Origin of the sequence: Paenibacillus arenosi, from assembly GCF_014841135.1 — a bacterium.
GTDB classification, from domain to species: domain Bacteria; phylum Bacillota; class Bacilli; order Paenibacillales; family Paenibacillaceae; genus Paenibacillus_B; species Paenibacillus_B arenosi.
Genome location: NZ_JACYTN010000010.1, coordinates 25,421 through 48,030, shown reverse-complemented (window position 1 = coordinate 48,030; position 22,610 = coordinate 25,421). Strand labels below are relative to the sequence as shown.

16 protein-coding genes are annotated in these 22,610 nt (G+C 45.0%); 14 read left to right on the top strand and 2 right to left on the bottom strand.

What is annotated here, in order from left to right:
* The first annotated feature begins 6 nt into the window (after positions 1–6).
* The 5 genes from IFO66_RS13585 to IFO66_RS13565 all read left to right on the top strand — a co-directional run bounded on the left by IFO66_RS13585 (position 7) and on the right by IFO66_RS13565 (position 11,309).
* The gene (locus tag IFO66_RS13585) at positions 7–7,227 is read left to right on the top strand and encodes an amino acid adenylation domain-containing protein (protein WP_192025668.1); all 7,221 of its coding nucleotides are present in this window, start codon (positions 7–9) and stop codon (positions 7,225–7,227) included.
* Complete coding sequence (locus IFO66_RS13580; RefSeq protein ID WP_192025667.1) at positions 7,220–7,441, top strand: MbtH family protein; 222 nt, start codon at positions 7,220–7,222, stop codon at positions 7,439–7,441. Before IFO66_RS13585 ends, IFO66_RS13580 begins: the two co-directional genes overlap by 8 nt.
* A 2-nt stretch (positions 7,442–7,443) precedes the next feature.
* Complete coding sequence (locus tag IFO66_RS13575; protein ID WP_192025666.1) at positions 7,444–8,895, top strand: MDR family MFS transporter; 1,452 nt, start codon at positions 7,444–7,446, stop codon at positions 8,893–8,895.
* 285 nt (positions 8,896–9,180) lie between these two features.
* Complete coding sequence (locus IFO66_RS13570; RefSeq protein ID WP_192025665.1) at positions 9,181–10,278, top strand: FecCD family ABC transporter permease; 1,098 nt, start codon at positions 9,181–9,183, stop codon at positions 10,276–10,278.
* Between the two features lie 62 nt (positions 10,279–10,340).
* Positions 10,341–11,309: a FecCD family ABC transporter permease gene (locus IFO66_RS13565; protein ID WP_192025716.1), complete on the top strand. Its 969-nt coding sequence runs from the start codon at positions 10,341–10,343 to the stop codon at positions 11,307–11,309.
* A 298-nt stretch (positions 11,310–11,607) separates the two neighbouring features.
* Here the strand turns inward: IFO66_RS13565 and IFO66_RS13560 are convergent, their stop codons facing one another.
* Positions 11,608–12,207, bottom strand: coding sequence for a DUF2238 domain-containing protein (locus IFO66_RS13560; RefSeq protein WP_192025664.1), 600 nt, complete (start codon positions 12,205–12,207; stop codon positions 11,608–11,610).
* 262 nt (positions 12,208–12,469) lie between these two features.
* Between IFO66_RS13560 and IFO66_RS13555 the strand changes: the two genes are divergently transcribed.
* The 3 genes from IFO66_RS13555 to IFO66_RS13545 are packed head-to-tail and all read left to right on the top strand — an operon-like array spanning position 12,470 to position 15,715.
* Complete coding sequence (locus IFO66_RS13555) at positions 12,470–13,147, top strand: response regulator transcription factor (RefSeq protein ID WP_192025663.1); 678 nt, start codon at positions 12,470–12,472, stop codon at positions 13,145–13,147.
* The gene (locus tag IFO66_RS13550) at positions 13,144–14,580 is read left to right on the top strand and encodes a HAMP domain-containing sensor histidine kinase (protein WP_192025662.1); all 1,437 of its coding nucleotides are present in this window, start codon (positions 13,144–13,146) and stop codon (positions 14,578–14,580) included. The genes IFO66_RS13555 and IFO66_RS13550 overlap by 4 nt, the downstream gene beginning before the upstream one ends.
* A gap of 28 nt (positions 14,581–14,608) precedes the next feature.
* On the top strand, positions 14,609–15,715 hold the full coding sequence (locus IFO66_RS13545) for an extracellular solute-binding protein (protein WP_192025661.1): 1,107 nt from the start codon (positions 14,609–14,611) through the stop codon (positions 15,713–15,715).
* A gap of 72 nt (positions 15,716–15,787) precedes the next feature.
* Here the strand turns inward: IFO66_RS13545 and IFO66_RS13540 are convergent, their stop codons facing one another.
* The gene (locus IFO66_RS13540; RefSeq protein ID WP_192025660.1) at positions 15,788–16,081 is read right to left on the bottom strand and encodes an RNA polymerase alpha subunit C-terminal domain-containing protein; all 294 of its coding nucleotides are present in this window, start codon (positions 16,079–16,081) and stop codon (positions 15,788–15,790) included.
* A gap of 391 nt (positions 16,082–16,472) precedes the next feature.
* Between IFO66_RS13540 and IFO66_RS13535 the strand changes: the two genes are divergently transcribed.
* From IFO66_RS13535 to IFO66_RS13510, 6 genes are all read left to right on the top strand, one after another.
* Positions 16,473–17,567 (top strand): Fe(3+) ABC transporter substrate-binding protein, encoded by a 1,095-nt coding sequence (locus tag IFO66_RS13535; protein ID WP_192025659.1) that lies wholly within the window; start codon positions 16,473–16,475, stop codon positions 17,565–17,567.
* A 2-nt stretch (positions 17,568–17,569) separates the two neighbouring features.
* Positions 17,570–19,222 carry an ABC transporter permease gene (locus tag IFO66_RS13530; protein ID WP_192025658.1) on the top strand — a complete coding sequence of 551 codons (1,653 nt, stop codon included), beginning with the start codon at positions 17,570–17,572 and terminating at the stop codon, positions 19,220–19,222.
* Complete coding sequence (locus IFO66_RS13525; protein WP_192025657.1) at positions 19,219–19,887, top strand: ABC transporter ATP-binding protein; 669 nt, start codon at positions 19,219–19,221, stop codon at positions 19,885–19,887. The genes IFO66_RS13530 and IFO66_RS13525 overlap by 4 nt, the downstream gene beginning before the upstream one ends.
* Before the next feature lie 246 nt (positions 19,888–20,133).
* Entirely contained in the window at positions 20,134–21,039 is a 906-nt protein-coding gene (locus IFO66_RS13520) for a Gfo/Idh/MocA family protein (protein ID WP_192025656.1), read from the top strand.
* A 39-nt stretch (positions 21,040–21,078) separates the two neighbouring features.
* Complete coding sequence (locus tag IFO66_RS13515) at positions 21,079–21,516, top strand: GtrA family protein (RefSeq protein WP_192025655.1); 438 nt, start codon at positions 21,079–21,081, stop codon at positions 21,514–21,516.
* 138 nt (positions 21,517–21,654) lie between these two features.
* A complete protein-coding gene (locus IFO66_RS13510) occupies positions 21,655–22,365 on the top strand; it encodes a lysoplasmalogenase (protein WP_192025654.1) in 711 nt (236 codons plus the stop codon).
* Positions 22,366–22,610 lie beyond the last annotated feature (245 nt).

Sequence of the window (22,610 nt, the reverse complement as noted above, 5' to 3'; positions counted from 1 at the left end):
AACTCTATGCTGGAACAGAAGAGGGAACGTTGGCCCCTGTCTGGCGCACAGGCAGGCATTTGGTTCGCACAGCAGATTGATCCGAGCAATCCGATATTCAATACTGCAGAATGTGTGGAGATTCACGGAGCTATTGATCCGATTCGGTTCGAGGCAGCGGTACGTCAAACCGTCATGGAAGCAGAAGCATTGCATGTTCGCTTTGGAGAAGATGCGGATGGACCTTGGCAGTTTATCGATTCATCATCCGATTGGCAGTTTCATGTCATTGATGTAAGCGGGCAAGCTGATCCACATCAAACTGCACAAACATGGATGGAGCACGATGTCGCGACAGCTATTAACTTGGGCGTAGGACCTTTGTTTACGGAAGCGCTCTTTAAAATAGCAGCTGATCGATATTATTGGTATCAGCGCATTCATCATATTGTAATCGATGGCTTTGCTGTTTCGCTCCTTATGCGAAGAGTCGCACAAATCTACTCGGGCTTCGTAAGCGGGGAATCTCTGGTCGAAGGTGGCTTTGGCTCCTATCGCTTGAGCTTGGAAGAAGATATCGCCTATCAGCATTCGGAGCAGTATGAGAAAGACCGTGCGTTCTGGCAAGATCGCTTTTCTGATGAGCCTGAGGTTGTAAGCTTAGGAGGACACGCACAATTAACAGCACGAAGCTTCTTGCGTCGATCAGCGGAGCTTCCAGAGGGGCTGCTGCAGCACTGGCAGGAATCGGCACAATTATCGGGGACAAGTTGGCCGGATGTCATGGTTGCGGCTGCTGCACTTTATGTACATCGCATGACGGGTACTAGTGATGTTGTACTAGGGTTGCCTGTGATGTGTCGCTTGGGCTCTTCTTCCTTACGTGTTCCAAGTATGGTTATGAACTTGCTCCCGCTTCGGATTAACGTGTCACCAGTGATGAGCTTAGAGGGATTGTTACAGCAAGTAACCCGAGAAATACGCAGTATTAGAAGACATCAACGCTATAGACATCAGGACATACGACGGGATTTGAAACTACTAGGTGATAATCGCAGGCTATTCGGACCACTTATTAATGTCATGCCGTTTGTAGAACAATTGAGTTTTGGAGGGCATACAGGCGTAGTACGCAATGTTGCTGCTGGACCGGTAGACGATCTGACATTTAATGTACACGGAAGCTTGGATGGCAAGGGAATTAGCATTAGTGTAGATGCAAATCCAGCGATATACAGTGAAGCTGAAGTGCAATCGCATTTACAGCGTTTCTTGTATTTGCTTAACGCTATTGCAGAAGTTAATCTTGCTGAACCAGTTGGGCGTCTATCTATTATTTTGCCTGAAGAACGGGATAAAGTGTTATATGCGTGGAATGATACGACTCAAATTCTTCCTTCATCGAGTGTGTCTGAATGGTTTGAGGAACAAGTGGCTCGCACTTCGCAGGCCATCGCGGTCATTTGTGAAGAAACCGTTCTTACCTATGAAGAATTGAACAAACAAGCAAATCGTCTTGCTCATATGCTTATTAGCAGAGGTGTAGGGCCTGATCAAATCGTAGCTCTATCCTTGCCACGCTCGGTTGATATGATTATTTCTATTTTAGCCGTGCATAAGGCGGGGGCAGCTTATTTACCAGTTGATCCTGATTATCCAACCGAACGAATCATGTATATGGTGGAAGATGCGAAGCCGATGTGCCTAATCACTTCACAGGAGATGGCTTCGAGCTTCGTGGATGTCATTCCATCTGATGCTATTGTCATGCTAGATGATCCTGCCATGATTCTTACACTAGCGGCACAATCTGTTGTAAATCCAGTAGCAGCTGACCGTACGGCGCAATTGTCGCCGCTTCACCCATCCTATGTTATTTATACTTCAGGTTCGACAGGACGACCAAAAGGAGTCATGTTGACGTTTGAAGGTCTCGCTAACTTGCTGTTTGACATGCGTGGGCGTATCGCGATTGGTGAGCAGGATCGCTGGTTGTCTGTTACGACGATTTCGTTTGATATATCGGTTATGGAAGTATTGCTGCCGCTTATATGTGGGTCGACACTTGATATCGTATTAAAGGATACCATTCTAGATACACCTGCTTTAATAAGCAGAATTAGGGAGACGGGCACGACGATTATGCAAGCCACTCCAACGCTGTGGCAGGCGATTGCTTCGAGTCAACCTGAGAAGTTTGAGCAGTTGAAGGTAATTACAGGTGGAGAAGCACTGCCAATTGGGCTTAAGCTTGCGCTGCAAGAATTGAATTGTGAAGTAAACAATCAATATGGCCCGACAGAAACGACGATCTACTCAACGGCTGCTTTATTGGATCGTGAGCGTGAAAAGCCATCGATTGGTGAGCCGATTGGGAATACGAAGTTATATGTGCTCGATTCGTCATTATCGCCTGTACCGCCGGGTGTAACAGGTGAGCTGTATATAGCAGGGTCTGGTCTAGGCAGAGGTTATATAGGTCGACCTGACTTGACGGCTGATCGATTCGTTGCTGATCCATTCGGCGCACCAGGTTCACGAATGTACCGAACTGGAGATCTTGCCAGATGGATGAATAACGGCTGGATCGATTATTTGGGGCGTGCAGATCATCAGATCAAGCTGCGAGGCTTCCGTATTGAGACGGGAGAGATTGAATCTGTCCTGATCGACCATCCTGATGTCGAACAGGCTACTGTCATCGTACGTGAGGATCGAATCGGTGATCGTAGATTAGTAGCTTACGTTGTGATGCGTGCTGATTGTGCGAACGCTGTAGACGCGAACGAGCTTCGTCGTTTTGCAGCAGGTAAACTGGCGGAATATATGGTTCCATCCGTTATCGTCATGCTCGATGTGCTGCCGATGACACCGAATAAGAAAGTGGATCGCAAAGCACTGCCTGCTCCTGATCCGAGCTTAATGACGGTGGGACGTACTCCGCGTACTCCTCAGGAGGAAATGCTTTGTACGATTTTCCAAGAAGTACTGGAAATACCGCGCATCACCATTGACGATGATTTCTTTGCGCTTGGTGGGCATTCGCTGCTTGCTGGGAGAGTCATGGTTCGAGTCCGCGAAGCATTTAACGTGGAGATGAGCATTGGCAGACTCTTTGAGGCAACAACGGTAGCCGATTTGGCCAAACTGCTTGATCATGCCCAGGCAGCGAGACCTGCTATACGTCCTGCTGTGAGACCTGATCAAATTCCATTATCCTTTGCCCAGCAGCGGTTATGGTTCTTGTATCGTTTGGAAGGTCCAAGCCCGACATATAATATCCCGCTCGTGGCGCGTTTGTCAGGCGAGATTAAGCTGGATGCATTGCAAGCCGCGCTCGGTGATGTTGTTGCTAGACATGAAGTACTGAGAACTGTCTTCCCTGATGAGATGGGCGCATCAAGACAGCTCATCTTAGATGCTAAACGGGCTGTTCCTGAGGTCCGCGTAACCGTAACGAGTGAGGAAGAGTTGTCAGAGCAGTTGATGGAATCAGTCAGATACAGCTTCGAACTCGCAACAGAAACACCGCTGCGTGTCGAGCTATTCAAATTAAATGATACGGAGCATGTACTTCTGCTGCTGTTGCATCATATTGCAGGTGATGGCTGGTCGCTCACTCCAATGACGCGAGAGCTGTCCGTGGCTTATACGGCACGTTGTGAAGGCAAGGCCCCTGTATTGCCGCAGTTGTCCGTGCAGTACGCAGATTATGCAATATGGCAGGATGAGCTGCTTGGTAGCTCAAATGATGATAGCCTTATCGCTCGTCAGCTGGATTATTGGACGAATGAGCTTCGTTATTTGCCTGAGGAGCTAGAGCTTCCAACGGACTATCCGCGTCCTAATGTTGCTAGCTATCAAGGTGATACGGTAGCATTCCATATCGATCGCAACATGCATCGACAGTTGAATGAACTTGCTCGCAGCAATCGTGCCACTTTGTTTATGGTGTTCCAATCCGCATTAGCGACTTTATTCACGAATCTTGGTGCAGGAACGGATATTCCTATTGGTAGTCCAATATCGGGTCGTAACGATGACAATGTGGACAATCTGATCGGTTTCTTCATTAACACGCTTGTGTTCCGTGTCGATACGTCAGGTGACCCACATTTCGATGAGCTTCTCAAACGAGTGCGTGAGATGAGTTTGTCAGCCTTTGAGCATCAAGATGTGCCATTTGAACGACTAGTAGAGGCATTGAATCCACCTCGTTCTCGTTCGAGACACCCGCTATTCCAAGTGATGCTTGTTCTGCAAAATACACCAGACGCTGAGCTTAAGCTGCCTGGCGTGCAGGCAAGGTTGCAATTGCAGAGCGTAGGCACAGCGAAGTTTGACTTAACGCTGGAACTGACAGAGCGCCGCGATGCACATGGGGCTCCAGATGGAGTGGACGGCTTAATCGAATTCAGTACGGATTTATTCAAGCGAAGTACGGCTGAGGCGATGACTGAACGTTATATGCGAGTATTGCAAAGTGCGGTCAGTGAGCCGAGCAAACCAATAAGCAAACTTGATATATTGACCGTTCAAGAGCGTGATGATCTGCTTCAACAATGGAGTACACCATTGCCTGTTACGGAGCAGACGACGATTCCAGATATGTTCGAAGCCCAAGTTGCTCGTACTCCACAGGCGACAGCTATCGTTTACGAAGGAGTATCCCTGTCCTATAAAGAGCTGAATGACCGCGCTAACCGACTTGCTCGTCTACTAATCGAGACAGGAGTACGTACAGAGCAAATTGTTGCCTTGGCACTGCCGAGATCGATTGAGATGGTCGTCGGCATACTAGCAGTACTCAAAGCCGGAGCTGCTTACTTGTCACTGGATCCGGATTATCCAGAAGATCGACTTATTTACATGATGGAGCATTCCTGTCCTGCGTGTCTGGTTACAAGCACTCATGTTAGTGATCAAATCCCTAATACGTCGAGCTTGCCGCGCATTGTTGTGGATGATTTAGAAGTAGCTGTACGTCTACAGCGTTATTCAAATGAGAATCCAACGAACAGCGAGCGTAACGGTATACTCATGCCGTTGAGTGCTGCTTATATTATTTACACTTCAGGTTCCACAGGAAAACCGAAAGGTGTGCTCGTACCTCATCAAAACGTTGTGCGCTTATTTGTTTCGACAGAGCATTGGTTCCATTTTGATGACACGGATGTATGGACGTTGTTCCATTCCTATGCGTTCGATTTCTCAGTATGGGAAATATGGGGACCATTGCTGTATGGTGGGCGTCTTGTCGTCGTCCCTCATCGCATAAGTAGAGCACCGGATGAAATGCTGAGCTTGATGGTGGAGGAAGGTGTAACGGTACTGAACCAAACGCCGTCTGCTTTTTATCAATTGATGCAGGCAGATCGTGAACAACCTGATCTGGGACAGAAGCTGAAACTGCGCTATGTTGTATTCGGTGGAGAAGCATTGGAGCTTGGTAGATTAGAGGATTGGTACAGCCGTCATGCTGACGATGCACCACGCTTAATTAATATGTATGGTATTACAGAGACGACCGTCCATGTTAGTTATATCGAACTGAACCAATACAGTGCGGTTCCAGGGGCGAGTAGTATTATCGGCGTGCCGATACCTGATCTTAGAGTGTACGTACTGGATAATAAGCTGCAGCCAGTTCCTTGCGGCGTAATCGGAGAGATGTATGTGGCAGGTGCAGGTTTGGCGCGCGGATATTGGGGGCGCCCTGACTTGACGGCTGATCGATTCGTAGCAGATCCATATGGTCCACCGGGAACTAGAATGTATCGCACAGGCGATTTAGCGAAGCGGCTTGCAGACGGATCATTAGATTATTTAGGACGATCGGATCATCAGGTGAAAATACGTGGTTTCCGTATTGAGCTTGGCGAGATTGAATCGGTTCTAATTCGCCATCCAGAGGTTGCTCAGGTAGCGGTCATTGTGCGAGAAGATCAGCCCGGTGACAAGCGCTTAGCTGCTTATGTGGTTAGCGAGTCTAATGAGACTGTTGATACAGCTGAGCTGAGGAGATTTGCAGCCGCGTCACTACCGGATTACATGGTTCCGTGGGCATTCATATTTATGGACAAGCTGCCTTTGACGACGAACGGTAAATTAGATCGAAAAGCACTTCCAGCTCCAGATGTGACATTGGACACAGATGGTCGTAATCCAAGAACACCGCAGGAAGAAGTCATGTGCGAACTGTTTGCTGAGATTTTGAACGTCAAGCGAGTAAGTATCGACGATAGTTTCTTTGAGCTCGGTGGACACTCCTTGTTGGCGGTTCGGCTTATTAGCCGAGTACGTGAAGCATTAGGGAAAGAGCTTAGCATTGCTGTGCTGTTCGAAGCGCCTACGGTAGCAGGACTTATTGATAAGTTGGAAATGAGCGGTGGCAACAGTGCTCTGCAAATCCTTCTCCCATTGCGTTCACATGGCGATCAAATCCCGTTGTTCTGCGTGCATCCTGCTGGTGGCCTAAGTTGGTGCTACGCAGGTTTAATGAAACATCTCGGTATGAATTATCCGATATATGGCTTGCAAGCACGCGGGATTGCTCAAGATGAAGCACGGCCACAGTCATTGGAAGAAATGACAGCGGACTACATTGCTCATATTCGCAGTGTTCAGCCTAAGGGTCCTTATCGCGTGCTTGGTTGGTCACTAGGTGGCAACGTGGCGCAAGCTATCGCGGTGCAACTGCAAGAAGCGGGAGAAGAAATCGAATTGCTCGCTATTCTTGACGCATTCCCAAGTCATTACTTACCGATCAAAGATGTACCCGATGAAGATGAGGCATTGACAGCGCTGCTTGCGCTCGGTGGATTTGATAGAGAGCTGATTGAAGAAAAGCTGGGAGGCGAGCCGCTAACGATCACTGGTGCACTTGAGCTATTACGTAATGAAAGCAGTGCGTTGGCGTCACTTGAGATTGAGACGATTTTGAATTTGAAGACGACCTATGAGAATTCTGTACAACTGCTAAAAGCGTTCGTTCCTAAAAAGTTCGAGGGCGATATGCTGTTCTTCCACTCGACGATTATTCCTGATTGGTTCGAGCCAATTGATCCGGAAATGTGGCTCCCGTATTTAGGAGGGAAGATAGAGCGTCATGATATCGAGTGTCGCCATAAAGATTTATGTCAGCCAGGACCGCTTGACTATATCGGAAAAGTTATTTTTAGCAAGCTTGAGGCGGCTTCACAAACAAGACAGACACCTTCGAAAGGGAGTGAATTGATCTATGAGTAATCCATTTGAGCAAGTGGACGGAACTTATCTTGTATTAATCAATGACGAAAGGCAATATTCGCTCTGGCCAGCTTTCGCGGTCGTGCCAAATGGTTGGAGTCAAGTGCTTGGGCCAAAGACACGCGAGGAATGCGTAGCCTATATTAATGAGAATTGGGTTGACTTGCGGCCGCGCAGTTTGTATGCGAAGGAAGAGCAAGTTGCAGGAAGTTAGCAATGAGCGCGTGGTTAAACCCGCGTAAAGTAATGTGCATCGTCTATGTCGCCGCGATGTTTGTGGTGGCGATGGATGCGACCGTACTTAACGTAGCGCTCCAGACGATAAGCCAAGAGCTTGATGTTCCGCCAGCTGCATCTGGGATTTTGAATGTCGGCTATTTAGTCAGTCTCGCCATCGTCCTACCGATGGCGGGTTGGCTTGGCGACAAGTGGGGGACGAAGCGAACGTTCTTACTTGCGCTCGCCATTTTCACTGGAGCCTCAGCATTGTGCAGCTTTGCGCAAAATTTAACGACACTGACGATATTCCGCGTCATTCAAGGAATCGGGGGAGGTTTGCTCACGCCAGTAGGGATGGCGATGTTATTCCGCACCTTTCCACCGGAAGAGCGAGCGAAAGTATCCCGCTCACTCATACTGCCAATCGCGATAGCTCCTGCGGTTGGGCCTATAGTAAGCGGAATGCTAGTCGAGCATTTCACTTGGCGTTGGATTTTCTATGTGAATTTGCCCATCGGTATTCCAGCATTATTGTTCGGGCTGTTCTGGCTGAAGGAGAATAAGCAGCCGAATGTCGGAAAGTTAGATGTGCCAGGGTTTCTTTTATCTGCACCAGGTCTTGCCCTTGTGATGTATGCTCTTACCCAAGGACCAATCCAGGGTTGGAGTTCACCAGCAGTATGGGGGGCTGGAGCAATTGGAATCGTACTGTTAGCTCTGCTGGTTAAAGTAGAACTAAAGGTTAGTCAGCCGCTATTGGATTTGCGGCTGCTGGGCAATCATTTGTTCCGCACAACGGGACTTGTTTCCATTTGTGCGTCAGCAGGCTTGCTTGGGATGCTGTACGTGTTTCCACTGATGTATCAAAATGCGCTGAATGCCTCTGCATTAGAGACGGGATTAACGACGTTTCCAGAGGCAATCGGGCTTATGATTGCTTCTCAGTTAGTACCGTGGACGTATCCAAGGCTTGGCCCGAAGCGTGTCATGGTCATGGGCTTTGTAGTAACAGCGCTTATATTCATTACGCTTAGTACGGTAGATGCGAATACGAATCCATGGTTTATTCGTGGATTATTGTTTGGAGTAGGTATTTTCCTCGGCCAAACAGTGGGCTCCGTACAAATCGCTGCCTTTGCAACGATTCCTCCAGTATCGATGGGACGCGCAACGACTTGGTTTGCGATGCAGGGCAGACTTGGACCTGCGTTGGGGCTTGCCATTCTCTCTGGAACGCTAGCATTCATCGGCACAAGTACGGTGAACGCTGTAGGGCAGGTTGAGCCGAATCTAATGGCTTATCGCGTTGCATTGCTAGTAGCAGCCGGGTTCCTGCTTCTAGGAGCATGCATAGCGATGCTTATTCGAGACAGTGATGCCGCTGCTACGATTCGCAAACCTGTGAAGCCAAACTCGGCGAAGGAACAGCCTGTGCCCGCTGAAAGCTGAAGCAGGGGAATGATCGTTCATCTGATTTATTCGTTAATTCGTTATTGACAAAGAGCAGAGGCTGTCTTGATTTTTGTCAAGGCAGCTTCTTTCGTGCTTTTAAATCAACATAAAGTAAAGCATGGGTAATCTGAAAAAATAAAGATTCGCTGAACAAGTCGTACTTTTCACAATAAAATTATTTCATTGATGGATTGTAATATTCAGGAATTAAGATTAGAATAATAAACGTGTAAATGAAAATGATTATCAATATCATAATGGATAGGTGTGAAGGTGACAGGTATGAGTCAAAGAGCAAATTCGTATTCAGACACCGTTGTTTCGACACCAGTACAGGCCACAACAACTAAAGAATTAACTACAACAACGACAACGAAGATTCGCACTCGTCCATGGACCGCATCAATCATTCTTATTGGTGGACTTATCGCGCTGCCTTTAGGTATGGCGATCTCGATTTGCTTTGGAGCTGCTAATATTGAACTTGCTACCGTATGGAATGCTATTTTTCATTTTGATCCGAATGTAAGTCAGCATCATGTCATTCAGGATGTACGATTACCACGCATACTTGGCGCTGCGATGATAGGCGCATGCTTTGCCGTCGCTGGAGCAATGATGCAAGGAATGACTCGCAATCCACTTGCAGACTCTGGTCTGCTTGGTTTAAATGCTGGGGCAGCCTTTATGCTGGCGGTCTGCTTTGCCTTTTTACCGAGTTTGCCTTATATGTATCTCATTTTGTTTTCCTTTATTGGAGCAGGAATAGCAGTTGGTATCGTATATGGTATAGGCTCAATGGCTAAAGGGGGGCTGACACCAGTAAGGCTTGTGCTGGCTGGTTCAGCCTTAACAGCATTGCTGTCCGCAGCTAGTGAAGGGATCGCGCTGCAATTTGGGATTGGACAAGACTTAGCGTTCTGGTATGCAGGCGGAGTATCAGGGACAGATTGGAATCATCTCAAAATTATGTTTCCATGGGTATGCGCAGCATTAATCGGAGCTATTATGCTGTCTCGCTCAATAACGATATTGAGCCTCGGTGAAGATGTGGCAAAAGGATTAGGGCATCATGTTCGCACGATTCGAGCGCTAGGGATGCTAATCGTCCTTATATTGGCGGGAACAGCTGTATCGGTAGTAGGCGCTGTTGGTTTCGTAGGGTTGATTGTTCCACACCTTACACGATATTTAGTAGGGGTTGATTATCGTTGGATCATTCCATGTTCCGCTGTAATTGGGAGCTTGCTTGTCGTTTTTGCTGATTTGGCAGCACGTATGATTCATCCGCCTCACGAGACTCCGGTTGGTGCTCTTATTGCTTTAATTGGGGTACCGTTCTTTCTATACTTGGCTCGTAAAGAGAGGAGAGGGATGTAGGCGTGAATCAAGCTTATTTTGAAATAGCGGATCAGTTGAAACGTAGACGCTATCGTACGGTTATGGCTGTGTTAGCGATTAGCATCGTAGTCTTATTTATTATAAGTATGAATACAGGCCATATTCGTCTGTCTCCTCTTGAACTGCTGCGGACAGCAGTCGGATCAGGTACAGACAGACAGGAATTGATCTTATTTGAATTCAGACTTCCCCGTATGGTCATGTCGATTTTAATAGGTGCGGGGTTAGCTGTCGCGGGTACAATTATGCAAGCTGTTACTCGCAACGCGTTAGCAGACCCAGGCATTATGGGTATTAATGCAGGGGCAGGGTTAGCAGTTATGCTGTTTATATCCTTCTATGAAACGAGTAGTCAGGCATCCATATTTATGATGCCAGTAGTGGCATGGGGTGGAGCAGGAATAGCAGCTGCGCTTGTATTTCTATTATCGATGAAAAGACATCAGAATCTATCACCGACCCGTCTGTTATTGACAGGGGTAGCGGTAGCAGCAGGTATTAGTTCCGCCATGATTGTACTTACGCTTAAACTGAATCCAGACAATTATCAGTTCGTGGCCACATGGTTGGCAGGCAGCATGAAGCATACGACTTGGAACTACGTGTTGGCACTAGTTCCATTCATTATCGTAATTATGCCTTATGTATTTTACAAATCACGAATGTTAAATGTACTGAATCTTGGGGAACAGACAGCGACTGGACTGGGTGCTCATGTATCCAAACAACAGATCGTTATGCTTGCTGCCTCTGTTGGACTAGCTGGCACCTGTGTTGCGGTAAGCGGCAGCATCGGGTTTGTCGGCCTCATTGGTCCGCATCTAGCTAGGCGTCTTATTGGTCCGAAGCATCAATTTCTTCTGCCAACCGCAGCAGCAGCAGGGGCCTTGCTTGTTATTGCGGCAGATACGATCAGCCGCAGCTTCTCAACAGATGTGCCAACAGGTATCGTAGTAGCTATTATTGGAGCACCGTATTTCTTGTACTTATTAGCGAAATCCAAATCGTAATGGATTTGAACTAGTCAGATGGAATTTACATTTGTTACAGAGCACGATATTGTTAGATTATAACATGAGAATACGAACAAAGAGGCTGTTACCTAGCACTGAATGTTAGGTTAGCAGCCTCTTTTTTTGTTCGAACCAGTTCCATACTCCGAAATCAGAAAACATAGAATCCACGAACATACCGTTTCGTTCTTATCACTGTTACAATGTTCATTTGTTTATGCAGTGGAATGGGTGCTGCATGACCAGCTTTCGTTGCTTGATGGTGAGTCATATATACTCACAGTTTCACGTTGTGCTATTTTGAGTCGAAAAGAGAATTTGGGTTCTTTTTAACTTTGTACACAAGATAGAAAGCAGTAGCGATCGCGCCAACAGTTCCACAAATAATGTCCAGCATCGTATCGTACAAACTTCCATTTTGAGATTTGAATCCTAACAAGCCATCAACGGTGAACTCATAGATCTCCCATACGCCTGCCATTGCTACCGAGAAGAAAAAAGCAAACCAGATTGCAATAGAGGGAGCTATTTGGCTTTTATGGTGGCGTACCTTTTTTCCCAGAATAAACAGTCCGACGAAACAAAGAATGACTCCAGAAAGCAAATGCTCGATTTTGTCCAAATGCGGAATCACACCATACATATTAAACAAGTTGGCGACCAACATCGCAAGCGCGATAAAAAACAGAATCGAGAAGCGTAGTGCAAAGGGAAGATCGCTTTTCGTCCATGTAATTAATCCGCGCAGCAGCAGCAGTACGACAATAATCAAACCGGATTGAAATACTTTTCCGCCATTTCCGATCACCAAATAATAAACAAACGTTACCGTACAAATCAGGTATAAACTTAGTTCAAAAAAGTCGTTGAACGTGAGTTTTTTCTTTTGCTTCATATAGGAATCACCTCGTTATTAAATTGTTACCCAATAAATAGTTGGATATTAGTATACGGATGGAGAACAACACGTGTGAGCCACTTATTCCGATTCTGCCTGCTCGACTAAACTGCTTATGTACATAACTAAACGAATGAACATAGATGATAAGGATTCTCAATATAGCAATACTGATATATACTACAGCATATAGAAGATGATGTCGAATTATGATGTCAGGTTGTACATCATGTACATCATGTAAGGAAAGGAACCGATAATGAAAAAAATATTGCTTATTGAAGACGAGAAAAACCTATCACGCTTTATCGAGCTAGAGCTGCAGCATGAATCGTTTTCGGTAGGCACTGCTTCTAATGGTCAAGATGGTCTTCAACTTGCCATGAAAGAACACTGGGATTTGATTCTACTGGATCGGATGCTTCCAGGTATAGATGGACTTGAAGTGTGCCGACAGATTCGTGCGCACAGTCGAACACCAATTATTATGATAACAGCGAAAGATCGTATAGCTGATCGCGTCGAAGGATTGGACAGTGGAGCGGATGATTATATTCCGAAACCATTTGCGATTGAGGAGCTGCTAGCACGTATTCGCGTTGTGTTCCGTCGACAAGAGGATCATGAAGAAACGCCGTATGAACAATTGGTATTCAAAGACTTAACCATTAATCTCGATGCAAGAATCGTCAAAAAAGGCGCTACCGAAATCGAGCTAACGAAGCGAGAGTATGCCTTGCTTGTTGCATTGATGGAAAATACAAATCGTGTGCTAAGCAGAGAAATGTTGTTGAATAAAGTATGGGGCTACGACGCCGTAGTTGATATGAATGTAGTAGATGGCTATGTAAGATATTTGCGTAAAAAAATAGATACCGTTGGTCACGATAGCTATATTCAGACATTGCGTGGTATCGGCTACGTGATGCGCAAATGAAGCTGCAATCTACGATTAACTTTTTCTCGCGAATGCCAATTAAGTGGAAGCTTACGCTCTGGTCATCCTTTATCCTGTTCGTCCTTTTTATGGCCTACAATGCTGTTCAATATGTTTACATGGAAAAGTGGATGATGGGTCAAGAGAAAGTAAAGATTCAAGCAAATATGAATCAGTTGCTTAATGAGCTGCTTGAAAATGAATATGCGCTGCAAAACAAGTCGCGTTCTAGCATCCGTCAATTATTTTATAGGGTAAATGCACCAAACCAATTGATCCGTTTAATGGATCAGCGTGGGGAAACGATCGTTACGGTTTCAAATCATGTATCTGATGAATGGTTGAAGCCTGAGCCTGTGACGCAATCGGAGATCGTACTAACGGAAGGGAATGGACGTTCCTTGCTGGTGATGAGAAGCCCAATTACGGTGTTTCAATTTAACGGAACGATTGAAATCGTAAAGAGTATGGATGACTTTACGCAGCTAAGCGCTGCATATGCTCAAATGATGTTTGTGTTTGGACTAGGTGCGGTGGTACTGTGTGGTCTTGGTGGAGGGATTTTGGCATGGCAAATGTTAAAACCAATACAATCCATGGCCCTCACGATAAGCAAGGTTAAGCAAAAAGGGTTGCAAGAACGCGTTCCGATTCAAAATAAGGGTGACGAGGTTGGCAAGCTCCTTGTTCTGTTCAACGAGATGATGGATCAAGTGGAGCAATCTTTCCATCAGCAAACGCAATTTGTTGAAGATGCATCGCATGAGCTGCGCACGCCAATTGCAATAATTGAAGGACATCTAGGATTGCTTCAGCGTTGGGGCAAGAATGAGCCTACTGTACTTGAAGAATCACTGCAAGCGTCTACGCAGGAATTGCTTCGGCTGAAAGGGCTGGTTCAAGAGCTGTTGGAGCTGAATCGTGCAGAGCATCTTGACGGAGAGCCATATCGTACGGTATCCAAGCTAGGTGAAGGGATTCAATCGCTTATTCAGAAGCTTACTCTCATCCATCCATCGTTTCAATTTGAAACCGAGGTACAATCAGTGATGAAGACGCCTCTCGCTATAGGTGAACAGCATTTTGAACAAGTGATGCTCATTATTTTAGATAATGCTGTTAAGTATTCACCCAACGAAACTAATATCCATATCAAGGCAACGGCACATAAAGATATGGATATGTTAAAGATTGTCATCAAAGATAGAGGAATAGGTATTCCGAAGGAAGATCTGCTTCATGTAACCGATCGGTTCTATCGAGTAGAGCGCGCGAGAAGCCGTGAACGTGGTGGGAATGGTCTCGGGTTGTCCATTGCTAAGCGAATCGTAGAGAAATATGATGGTAAGCTAATGATTCAAAGTGAGTATTCGAAAGGGACGGAAGTGACCATTTCATTACCGATTGCATCACGAAGTAAATCATCAGAATGAATACCATAAGAGTGAAAGGTATGTGCGAATGAATAAGAAAGTTTCCGTCATAACCGTCTCACTGGTGGTGCTGGTTGTCCTTTTGATAGGTGCTATCAGTGGTGTCATAGTGAATCGGACGGGAGAGAACACAAACGATAATTTCTTCGTTAACAAGAGAGAACAGGCAGCTGTGAATAAAGAGTCAGTTGTTCATGTATATACGTCGCGGCATTATACGGTTGATCGAAAGCTATATGAACAATTCACAAAAGCTACTGGCATTAAAGTCAATGAAGTGAAGGGGACAGCTGACGAATTGATCGATCAGTTGAAAAGAGAAGGAGAGCATACCGAGGCAGATTTGTTTATGACTGTGGATGGTGGTTCCCTGCAAGCTGCGAAGCAAAATAATGTCCTTCAGCCTATACGCTCAACTGCACTAGTCGAGCAAGTAGATGAGCGTTGGCGGGATGTGGATGATCATTGGACGGCTATTTCAGCTCGTGCGCGTGTCATTGTGTATGCAAAAGATCGGGTGAAGCCTGAGGAGCTATCTACGTATGAGGATTTGACCAGTGAGAAGTGGAAAGGTCGCGTATTGGTTCGTTCCTCCGCCAACTTGTACAATCAGTCGCTGCTGGCTTCATTAATTAAGCTTAACGGTGCAGAAGAAGCGGGGCACTGGGCTAATGGAATAGCTGCCAATATGGCACGTCAGCCAGAAGGCGGCGACCGGGACCAAGCGTATGCTATCGTTGATAAAGTTGGGGATGTTGCACTGATGAACAGTTATTACATTGGACAGATGCTCAATTCCAACAAACCAGAAGAGGTGAGAGCCGCTAGCCGCCTCGGTGTGTATTTTCCGAACCAGCAAACGACAGGGGTTCACATGAATGTCAGTGGAGTAGGACTGACCAAACATGCAAAGAACAAAGAGAATGCGATAAAGCTTATTGAATACATGACGAGTCAAGTGGGACAAACCTTATTATCGAGTGAAAGCTATGAGTTCCCTGTGAACGAGACAACAGAAATGCCACCTTTGTTAAAGGAGTGGGGTTCATTTAAGGCGCAGGCTATTAACTATGCGGAGCTTGGTAATTATCAACACGAGGTAGCGGAGTTGTTTCAGCAAGCAGGTTGGAAGTAAGTCGAATACGCTAGACAAATGTAAACGAAAGGACCTCAATTCCGCTCTATAGGGGAAAATGAGGTCCTTATTTTAATTTTTAAACGAGAGTCCACTTTCTTGCAAAGCAGCCCGTAGCTTAGGTAATGACGCGGGTCCCATACCATGCAGCTTTAAAATTTCTTTCTCGCTATACGTGGCGAGCTGCTGCAACGTTGTAATTCCATGGTGCTCCAGGGCTCGTCTTGCTGGTGCGGACAAAAGTGAAAGAAATCCGGTTTCGGGTTTGCTTTCTTGTGCACAAACAGGACAAGTTGGACAATCGCTGCTTTTATAGTAGTTGTGTCCATGCTCACAAGTTCTTAGCGTTTTATTTGAAGGTGCCATTTTGAGAAATCTCCTTTTCCATTGTTGGACTCCATTGCCGCTTCTAACATTCGACCAGCAATGAAAACATCGTATGTTGTAGACCGCATAATTTAGCAAATGTAATCACCTTACTATTATAGAACGTACATTCGCAGTTATCAAACGATCTTTACATCGTAAGATGAAACATTCAAAAAAATTCGTAAAACGAGTAATTATTTTATTTCTCACACCGTTTTCACATTTTCATTGGTTATAGTAACAATAGAAATTGCAGATGATTATCATTATCAATGAGAATCGAGTGAGAATGATAGCAAAAGTGTTAGGGACGATGTGTTGGAACTATCGAACTAGCATTCAGATTCATTCGATGAACGTAAATTACAGACTAGGGGGATCACCTAAGATGAAGAAGAGAAACTTCAAAAAATCAGTTATGCTGCTTACGATTGTCATGATTATGACGTTGTTGGCAGGTTGTGTTGGCGGTAACAAGTCCACTGCTCCTGATGCTGGACAAGCAGCGAAAGAGCCAGCAACGAAAGCAAGCAACGAAGTAAACATTTATACAGCACGTCATTACGATGTAGATGCTGAACTATATGCGAAGTTCACAGAACAAACGGGCATCAAAGTCAATGTGATTGAAGGCAAGGCACCAGAACTTATCGAACGTTTGAAGCGTGAAGGTGCAAGTACACCAGCTGATTTGTTCATTACCGTAGATGGCGGTATCCTCAATACAGCGAAGACAGCTGATTTGCTGCAACCGATTCAATCGGCTGCTATTGATGCGCAAGTTCCTGCAGATATGCGCGATAAAGATAGCCATTGGGTGGGTTTGTCCACGCGTGCTCGTGTCATTGTATATGCCAAAGATCGTGTAAATCCAAATCAATTGTCTACGTATGAAGATTTGGCAACAGATAAGTGGAAAGGCAAGCTGCTTGTTCGTTCTTCAACGAACTTGTACAATCAATCTTTGCTGGCGTCTCTTATTTCTCTTAACGGTGAAGCAGAAGCTGAGAAATGGGCAGCAGGCATTGCAGCTAACCTAGCACGTGATCCTGAAGGTGGCGACCGTGATCAAGCGAAAGCAGTTGTAGCAGGTACAGGTGATGTTGCAATTATGAACACGTACTATGTAGGCCGTATGACTGTGTCTGATGATCCAGAAGAAGTGAAGGTAGCAGAGAAAATCGGGGTATTCTTCCCGAACCAGCAAACGACAGGTACGCATTTGAACATCAGTGGTGCAGGACTTGTTAAACATAGCAAAAACAAAGACAATGCATTGAAATTGATCGAATTCTTGACAGCTAAGGAAGCACAAACGGCGGTTTCCAAAGCAAACTTCGAATTCCCGGTAAACAAAGAGGCAGAAATGCCTGAATTGCTGAAAAGCTGGGGAACATTCAAGCATCAAGGTTTGGACTTCGCTGTATATGGTGAACTAAATCCGAAAGCAGCTGAAATTGCGAATAAGGTCGGTTGGAAATAAACATGAACAAACGACGTCTCTTCATCAATTTGCAAAAAAGAATGAATGTATGGACGATCGTTAGCCTAACAGGGGCAGCAGTTATTCTGCTGCCCATCCTGTATGTATTGTCTGGGTTGATTCGGCCAGCTAACGATAATTGGGAAAGCGTAAAACAGTTCCTACTGACTGACTATGTCATAGGCTCTTTGAAACTGGTGCTATTCACCGGTTTTTTTGCTACGTCTATCGGTGTTGTGCTTGCTTGGCTTGTCGTTGGATATACGTTTCCTTTGCGAAAATGGTTTAGATGGGCCTTGATGCTTCCATTAGCAGTGCCGCCTTATATCGCAGCATATACCTATGCGACGATGACTAGCTATACAGGCTTTATTCAAGCAACGCTGCGCAATCAATTTGATATTCATGTCACTCCAGGCACGATTGAGGTTATGTCGACGCGAGGCGCTGTGTTCATTTTAACGTTATTCTTATTCCCATATGTGTTTATGATTGCGAAAATGTTTCTAGAGCGTCAGAGTGCGGTCTATATTGAAAATGCAAGACTATTAGGGCATAAACGACTATCCTTATTCTTCAATGTCGTGCTTCCCATTTCACGTCCTGCTATTATTGCAGGTTTAATGCTGGTCGTCTTTGAAGTTTTGAGCGACTATGGCGTGGCTAACTATTTCGGTGTACAGACGTTGTCAACGGCCATTTTCCAGACGTGGTTCAGTATGTATGATGTTGACTCCGCGATGAGGCTAGCGGCATGGCTTATGGTTGTTATTATTGGCATATTCGTACTGGAGAGATATTTGCGTCGCAATCAGCAGTACAATACATCGATGAAGCAGAACAAGCCGCTAGCTCCGAAGCCTTTAAAGGGAGCGGCAGCATTTGGCGCTACTGCTTTTTGCATGATCGTATTTTTGTTATCGTTCGTTATCCCAGTTGTGCAGCTAATCGTATGGGCAACTTGGACGTATGAGAAAATGTGGAGTGCCGATCTCATCGAGTTGGCGCTGAACAGCTTGAGTGGTGCTGCTATTGCTACCTTTGTCATTCTTATACTTGCGCTTTTGTCTGCAAAAACAGTGAGAACGATGTCTTCATGGCCAGCCTATTTGCTTACGAAATTGATGACAGTAGGATATGCGGTGCCTGGTGCAATTATTGCAATAGGGGTACTAGCTGTCTGTATCCAATTGGATAAATGGTTATTTCCCATTTACGCTTCGTTAGGTATGGGCAAGGGAATGCTTTGGTTAAGCACATCACTATTTATGCTTTTGGCAGGTTATGTCATACGATTCATGGCAACAGGCTATAATGCGATCGAAACGGGCTATGACAAAATTCCGCGAAGCTACTCAGAAGCGGCAAGAACGCTTGGACATGGGCCTGCGAGCACCTTTTTCAAGATTGAGCTGCCACTGTTAAGAGGCTCAATTGTAACTGGGTTCATCCTTACTTTTGTGGAAATTGTAAAAGAGCTGCCGATAACGATGCTGCTGCGGCCGTTTAATTTCGATACGTTGGCGGCACGAACATACCAATTTGCCATTGATGAGCGAATTTATGAAGCAGCCCTGCCATCTTTACTGCTCATCTCAATTAGTTTGTTCTCCGTGTTATGCATCCTGAATATTGAAAAGGAGAAGACGAAATGACGTATGTGTCGATTAAAAACTTAACATTCCGTTACAACAAAAGGCAGACGCCGATTATCGATAATCTCTCCTTTGCAATGAATAAGGGAGAAATTGTTGGTATTGTGGGGGCAAGCGGCAGTGGAAAGAGCACGTTGCTGCGCATTATTGCAGGATTGGAACAACCAGAGCAGGGGACCATCGAAGTCGATCAAAAAATGATGATGGATGATACATGTTGGGTGGAAACGGAGCAGCGTGGTGTTGGTATGGTGTTTCAAGATTATGCGTTGTTTCCACATCTGAATGTGGCGGACAATATCGGATTTGGGATGCATAAGCTGAAGCGTTCGGAACGTAAGCAGCGGCTGCAAGAAATGTTGGAGCTGGTGCAGATGACGGATTATGCGAAGCGATACCCGCATGAGTTGAGCGGTGGTCAACAGCAGCGTGTCGCGATGGCTCGCGCTCTTGCACCTAAGCCGTCTATTTTGTTGATGGACGAGCCATTCAGCAATTTGGATGCGCATCTTAAAGCTAACATTCGAAAGGAATTGCTGCAAATTTTGCGCAGAGCAGGTATCACCTGTTTGTTCGTTTCTCACGATCAAGCGGATATTGAGGCGATCTGCGAGCGGGAGTTTTGTATAACCGCCAATAGTGGAGGTAACTTCTGCTCGTGTTAAATATATGTATGAGTATGTAAATAACGACAGCCAATCTAGGGTATGCAGCCTTCGATTGGCTTTTTTATATTTCAAGACTCTGCGTTGTGATGAACAGTGACATGTGAAAAATACAGAAGACAAGTAGTTGATAACTTGTATCTTCTAATCTTCTTTAACAAGCAGAAGAAATGATCTTTCTACCTGTTCAAAGTCCGAAAGTGTTATGATAATAATGACTATCACCTCATATTAGGAGGCTTTTTTATGATGAAAATTGGAGTTATCGGTATTGGAGATATAGCAAAGAAAGCATACTTGCCCATTTTAGGCACGAGAGCAGATGTGGAATTATCGATTGCAAGTCGCAATCAAGAGGTTGTGAATCAAGTTGCACAGCAATATCGAGTTGCACATAAATGTGCTTCCGTACAAGAACTGATAGTTACGAAGATTGACGCTGCTTTCGTTCATGCGGCTACTGAAGCCCATCCGATTATTATCCGTGAACTCATCGAAGCAGGTGTTCATGTATTTGTCGATAAGCCGATTGCTTATACATTGGGTGAAACCGAAGACCTTGTATCGCTAGCTAAGCAGCGTGGTGTTGGACTAATGGTAGGCTTCAATCGTCGATTTGCCCCAATGTATCGGAATTTGAAGGCAGAAATACATAATCCGGAAACGATTTTGATGCAAAAAAATAGAACGGGACCACTATCCGACATTCGTACGACCATTTTAGACGATTATATTCATGTGGTAGATACTTTGCTTGCTTATGTTGGGGAAGCGGATGTGGATATGCACGTGCAGGCAAAAATAGAAGAAGGATTGTTGCACTATATTATCTTAAATGTAGTCGCAGGTGACACTACGGGGATTGGCATCATGCACCGCCAGACTGGCATAACGGAAGAGCGTCTTGAAATGATGGGCAATCAAAAGAAATTTGTAGTCAACAACATGGTGCACACGACCGCATTTGTGAATCAGACGGAACAGTACCAACCTTTTGGCGATTGGACGACTACGTTGTATCGCAGAGGCTTTGTGGATATGATCGATCATTTCATTACTTGTGTTAGAAATGGACAAGCATTTGAAACGAGTGGGGAGCGTTCTTTACGTACACATGAGCTGTGCGAAAAGATCGTAGCGGAGCTTTCATAGGCTTATAGCAGATTCAATTAACTGGAGTAGGTTGTAAATATGATGAGATCTTTTTTTCAAAAGTTTATGTTTGCCCGGTTTCTAGTCGTAGGGGTCATGAATACGATAGTTGGCTTGACGTCTATCTATGTCTTATTTAACGTCGTGTCATTGAATTATTGGGCCTCTACAGCAATTGGAAATGTAATAGGTGGTATTTGTAGCTATATTTTAAATAAGAAATATACGTTTCAAGTGCAGTCATCTATGTCGAATACTTCAACCGTTATCAAGTTTATTGCTGTTAATATCATGGCATATTTCACGGCTTACTATATAGGATATTGGATTATCCAAATAGCGGAGAGCTTTGAGCAATATATGTCACCTCTTTTGTATAAAAATCTTTCTATATTGATTGCTTCGGGCTTGTTCACGATATTTAATTATGTAGGCCATAAATATATAACATTTGCGAGTCGAGCTGTGAAATCGTAACTATTATTTCGTAAATGGTTGTCGTGGTCAAAATAGGACATGTAGTACTTAATGTAATTAATTAGAAATGTTAAAATAACCTTAAGTCACATGCTGCAAAAAGGATATCTGATAACATGTTGGGAGGGTGTAATCACCTTGAATAATTCAATGTGGATAATAATGGGGATTGCGCAATTATGCACGATTGGTACGGCAGCATTCCGAGCCTCGCAAGATGTTTCGGGACAACGTAAGTTCCCGAAGATGCTGTGCATGTTATTCAGCAGCTTGCTCGTGGTAACCTCTTGGCTTGTAGCCGCATCGGCAGATTTTGCAACTCCTTATGTATGGCTGGCTGCAGGGATGTCCCTTTCCTTTATTGGAGATTTATCAATGGCAGCGTTATTACCGTGGCGTCATCCTATCATTGGTGGCATGATTACATTTGGTCTTGGACACGTATGCTACATGATTTCCTTTACGCAAATTGCTAATTCAAATGGGTTTACGATATATAATGAGGCTTTCATCGCAGGTGCAATTGTTCTTGTAGTAACGCAGTTATACGTATGGAGACGCATTCTGAATGTACCTACACAACCAAGAGCCATTGTGAACGGAGCAGCGGTCTATGGGCTGCTTGTTGGTTTCACGGCAGTATATGCTGCTGGCTTATGGCAAGCAGTAGGAGGCCTGTGGCTGCTTCCACTTGTAGGAGGCTTGCTATTTGTTTGGTCTGACTTCTTAATTGGTTGGTTCGATATCGGTGGTAGAAAATTGAGAAATCCTCGTTTATGGATTTGGATTACATACGGGATTGCTCAAATCTGCATTGTGTATGCACCACTTATGCACCTGTTGCAATAACGGGTGCTACTGCTTACACTTGGTTATCGATATCTTTTATGAGGATATACGAAGAACTTATAACTTAAGTCTGAATAGGAAAATAGACCCACTAATAATAGCTTTGTTATGCTGCGAGTAAAGTTTTCGCTTCCAGAAGATGGGGGAATTATTTTATACAGAGGCTTTCCATCTTCGTTAAGAAGTGGAGAGCCTTCATTTTTGCTCATGTATAAGGAAAAATGGCGCAGCGATAGGCTTGAATT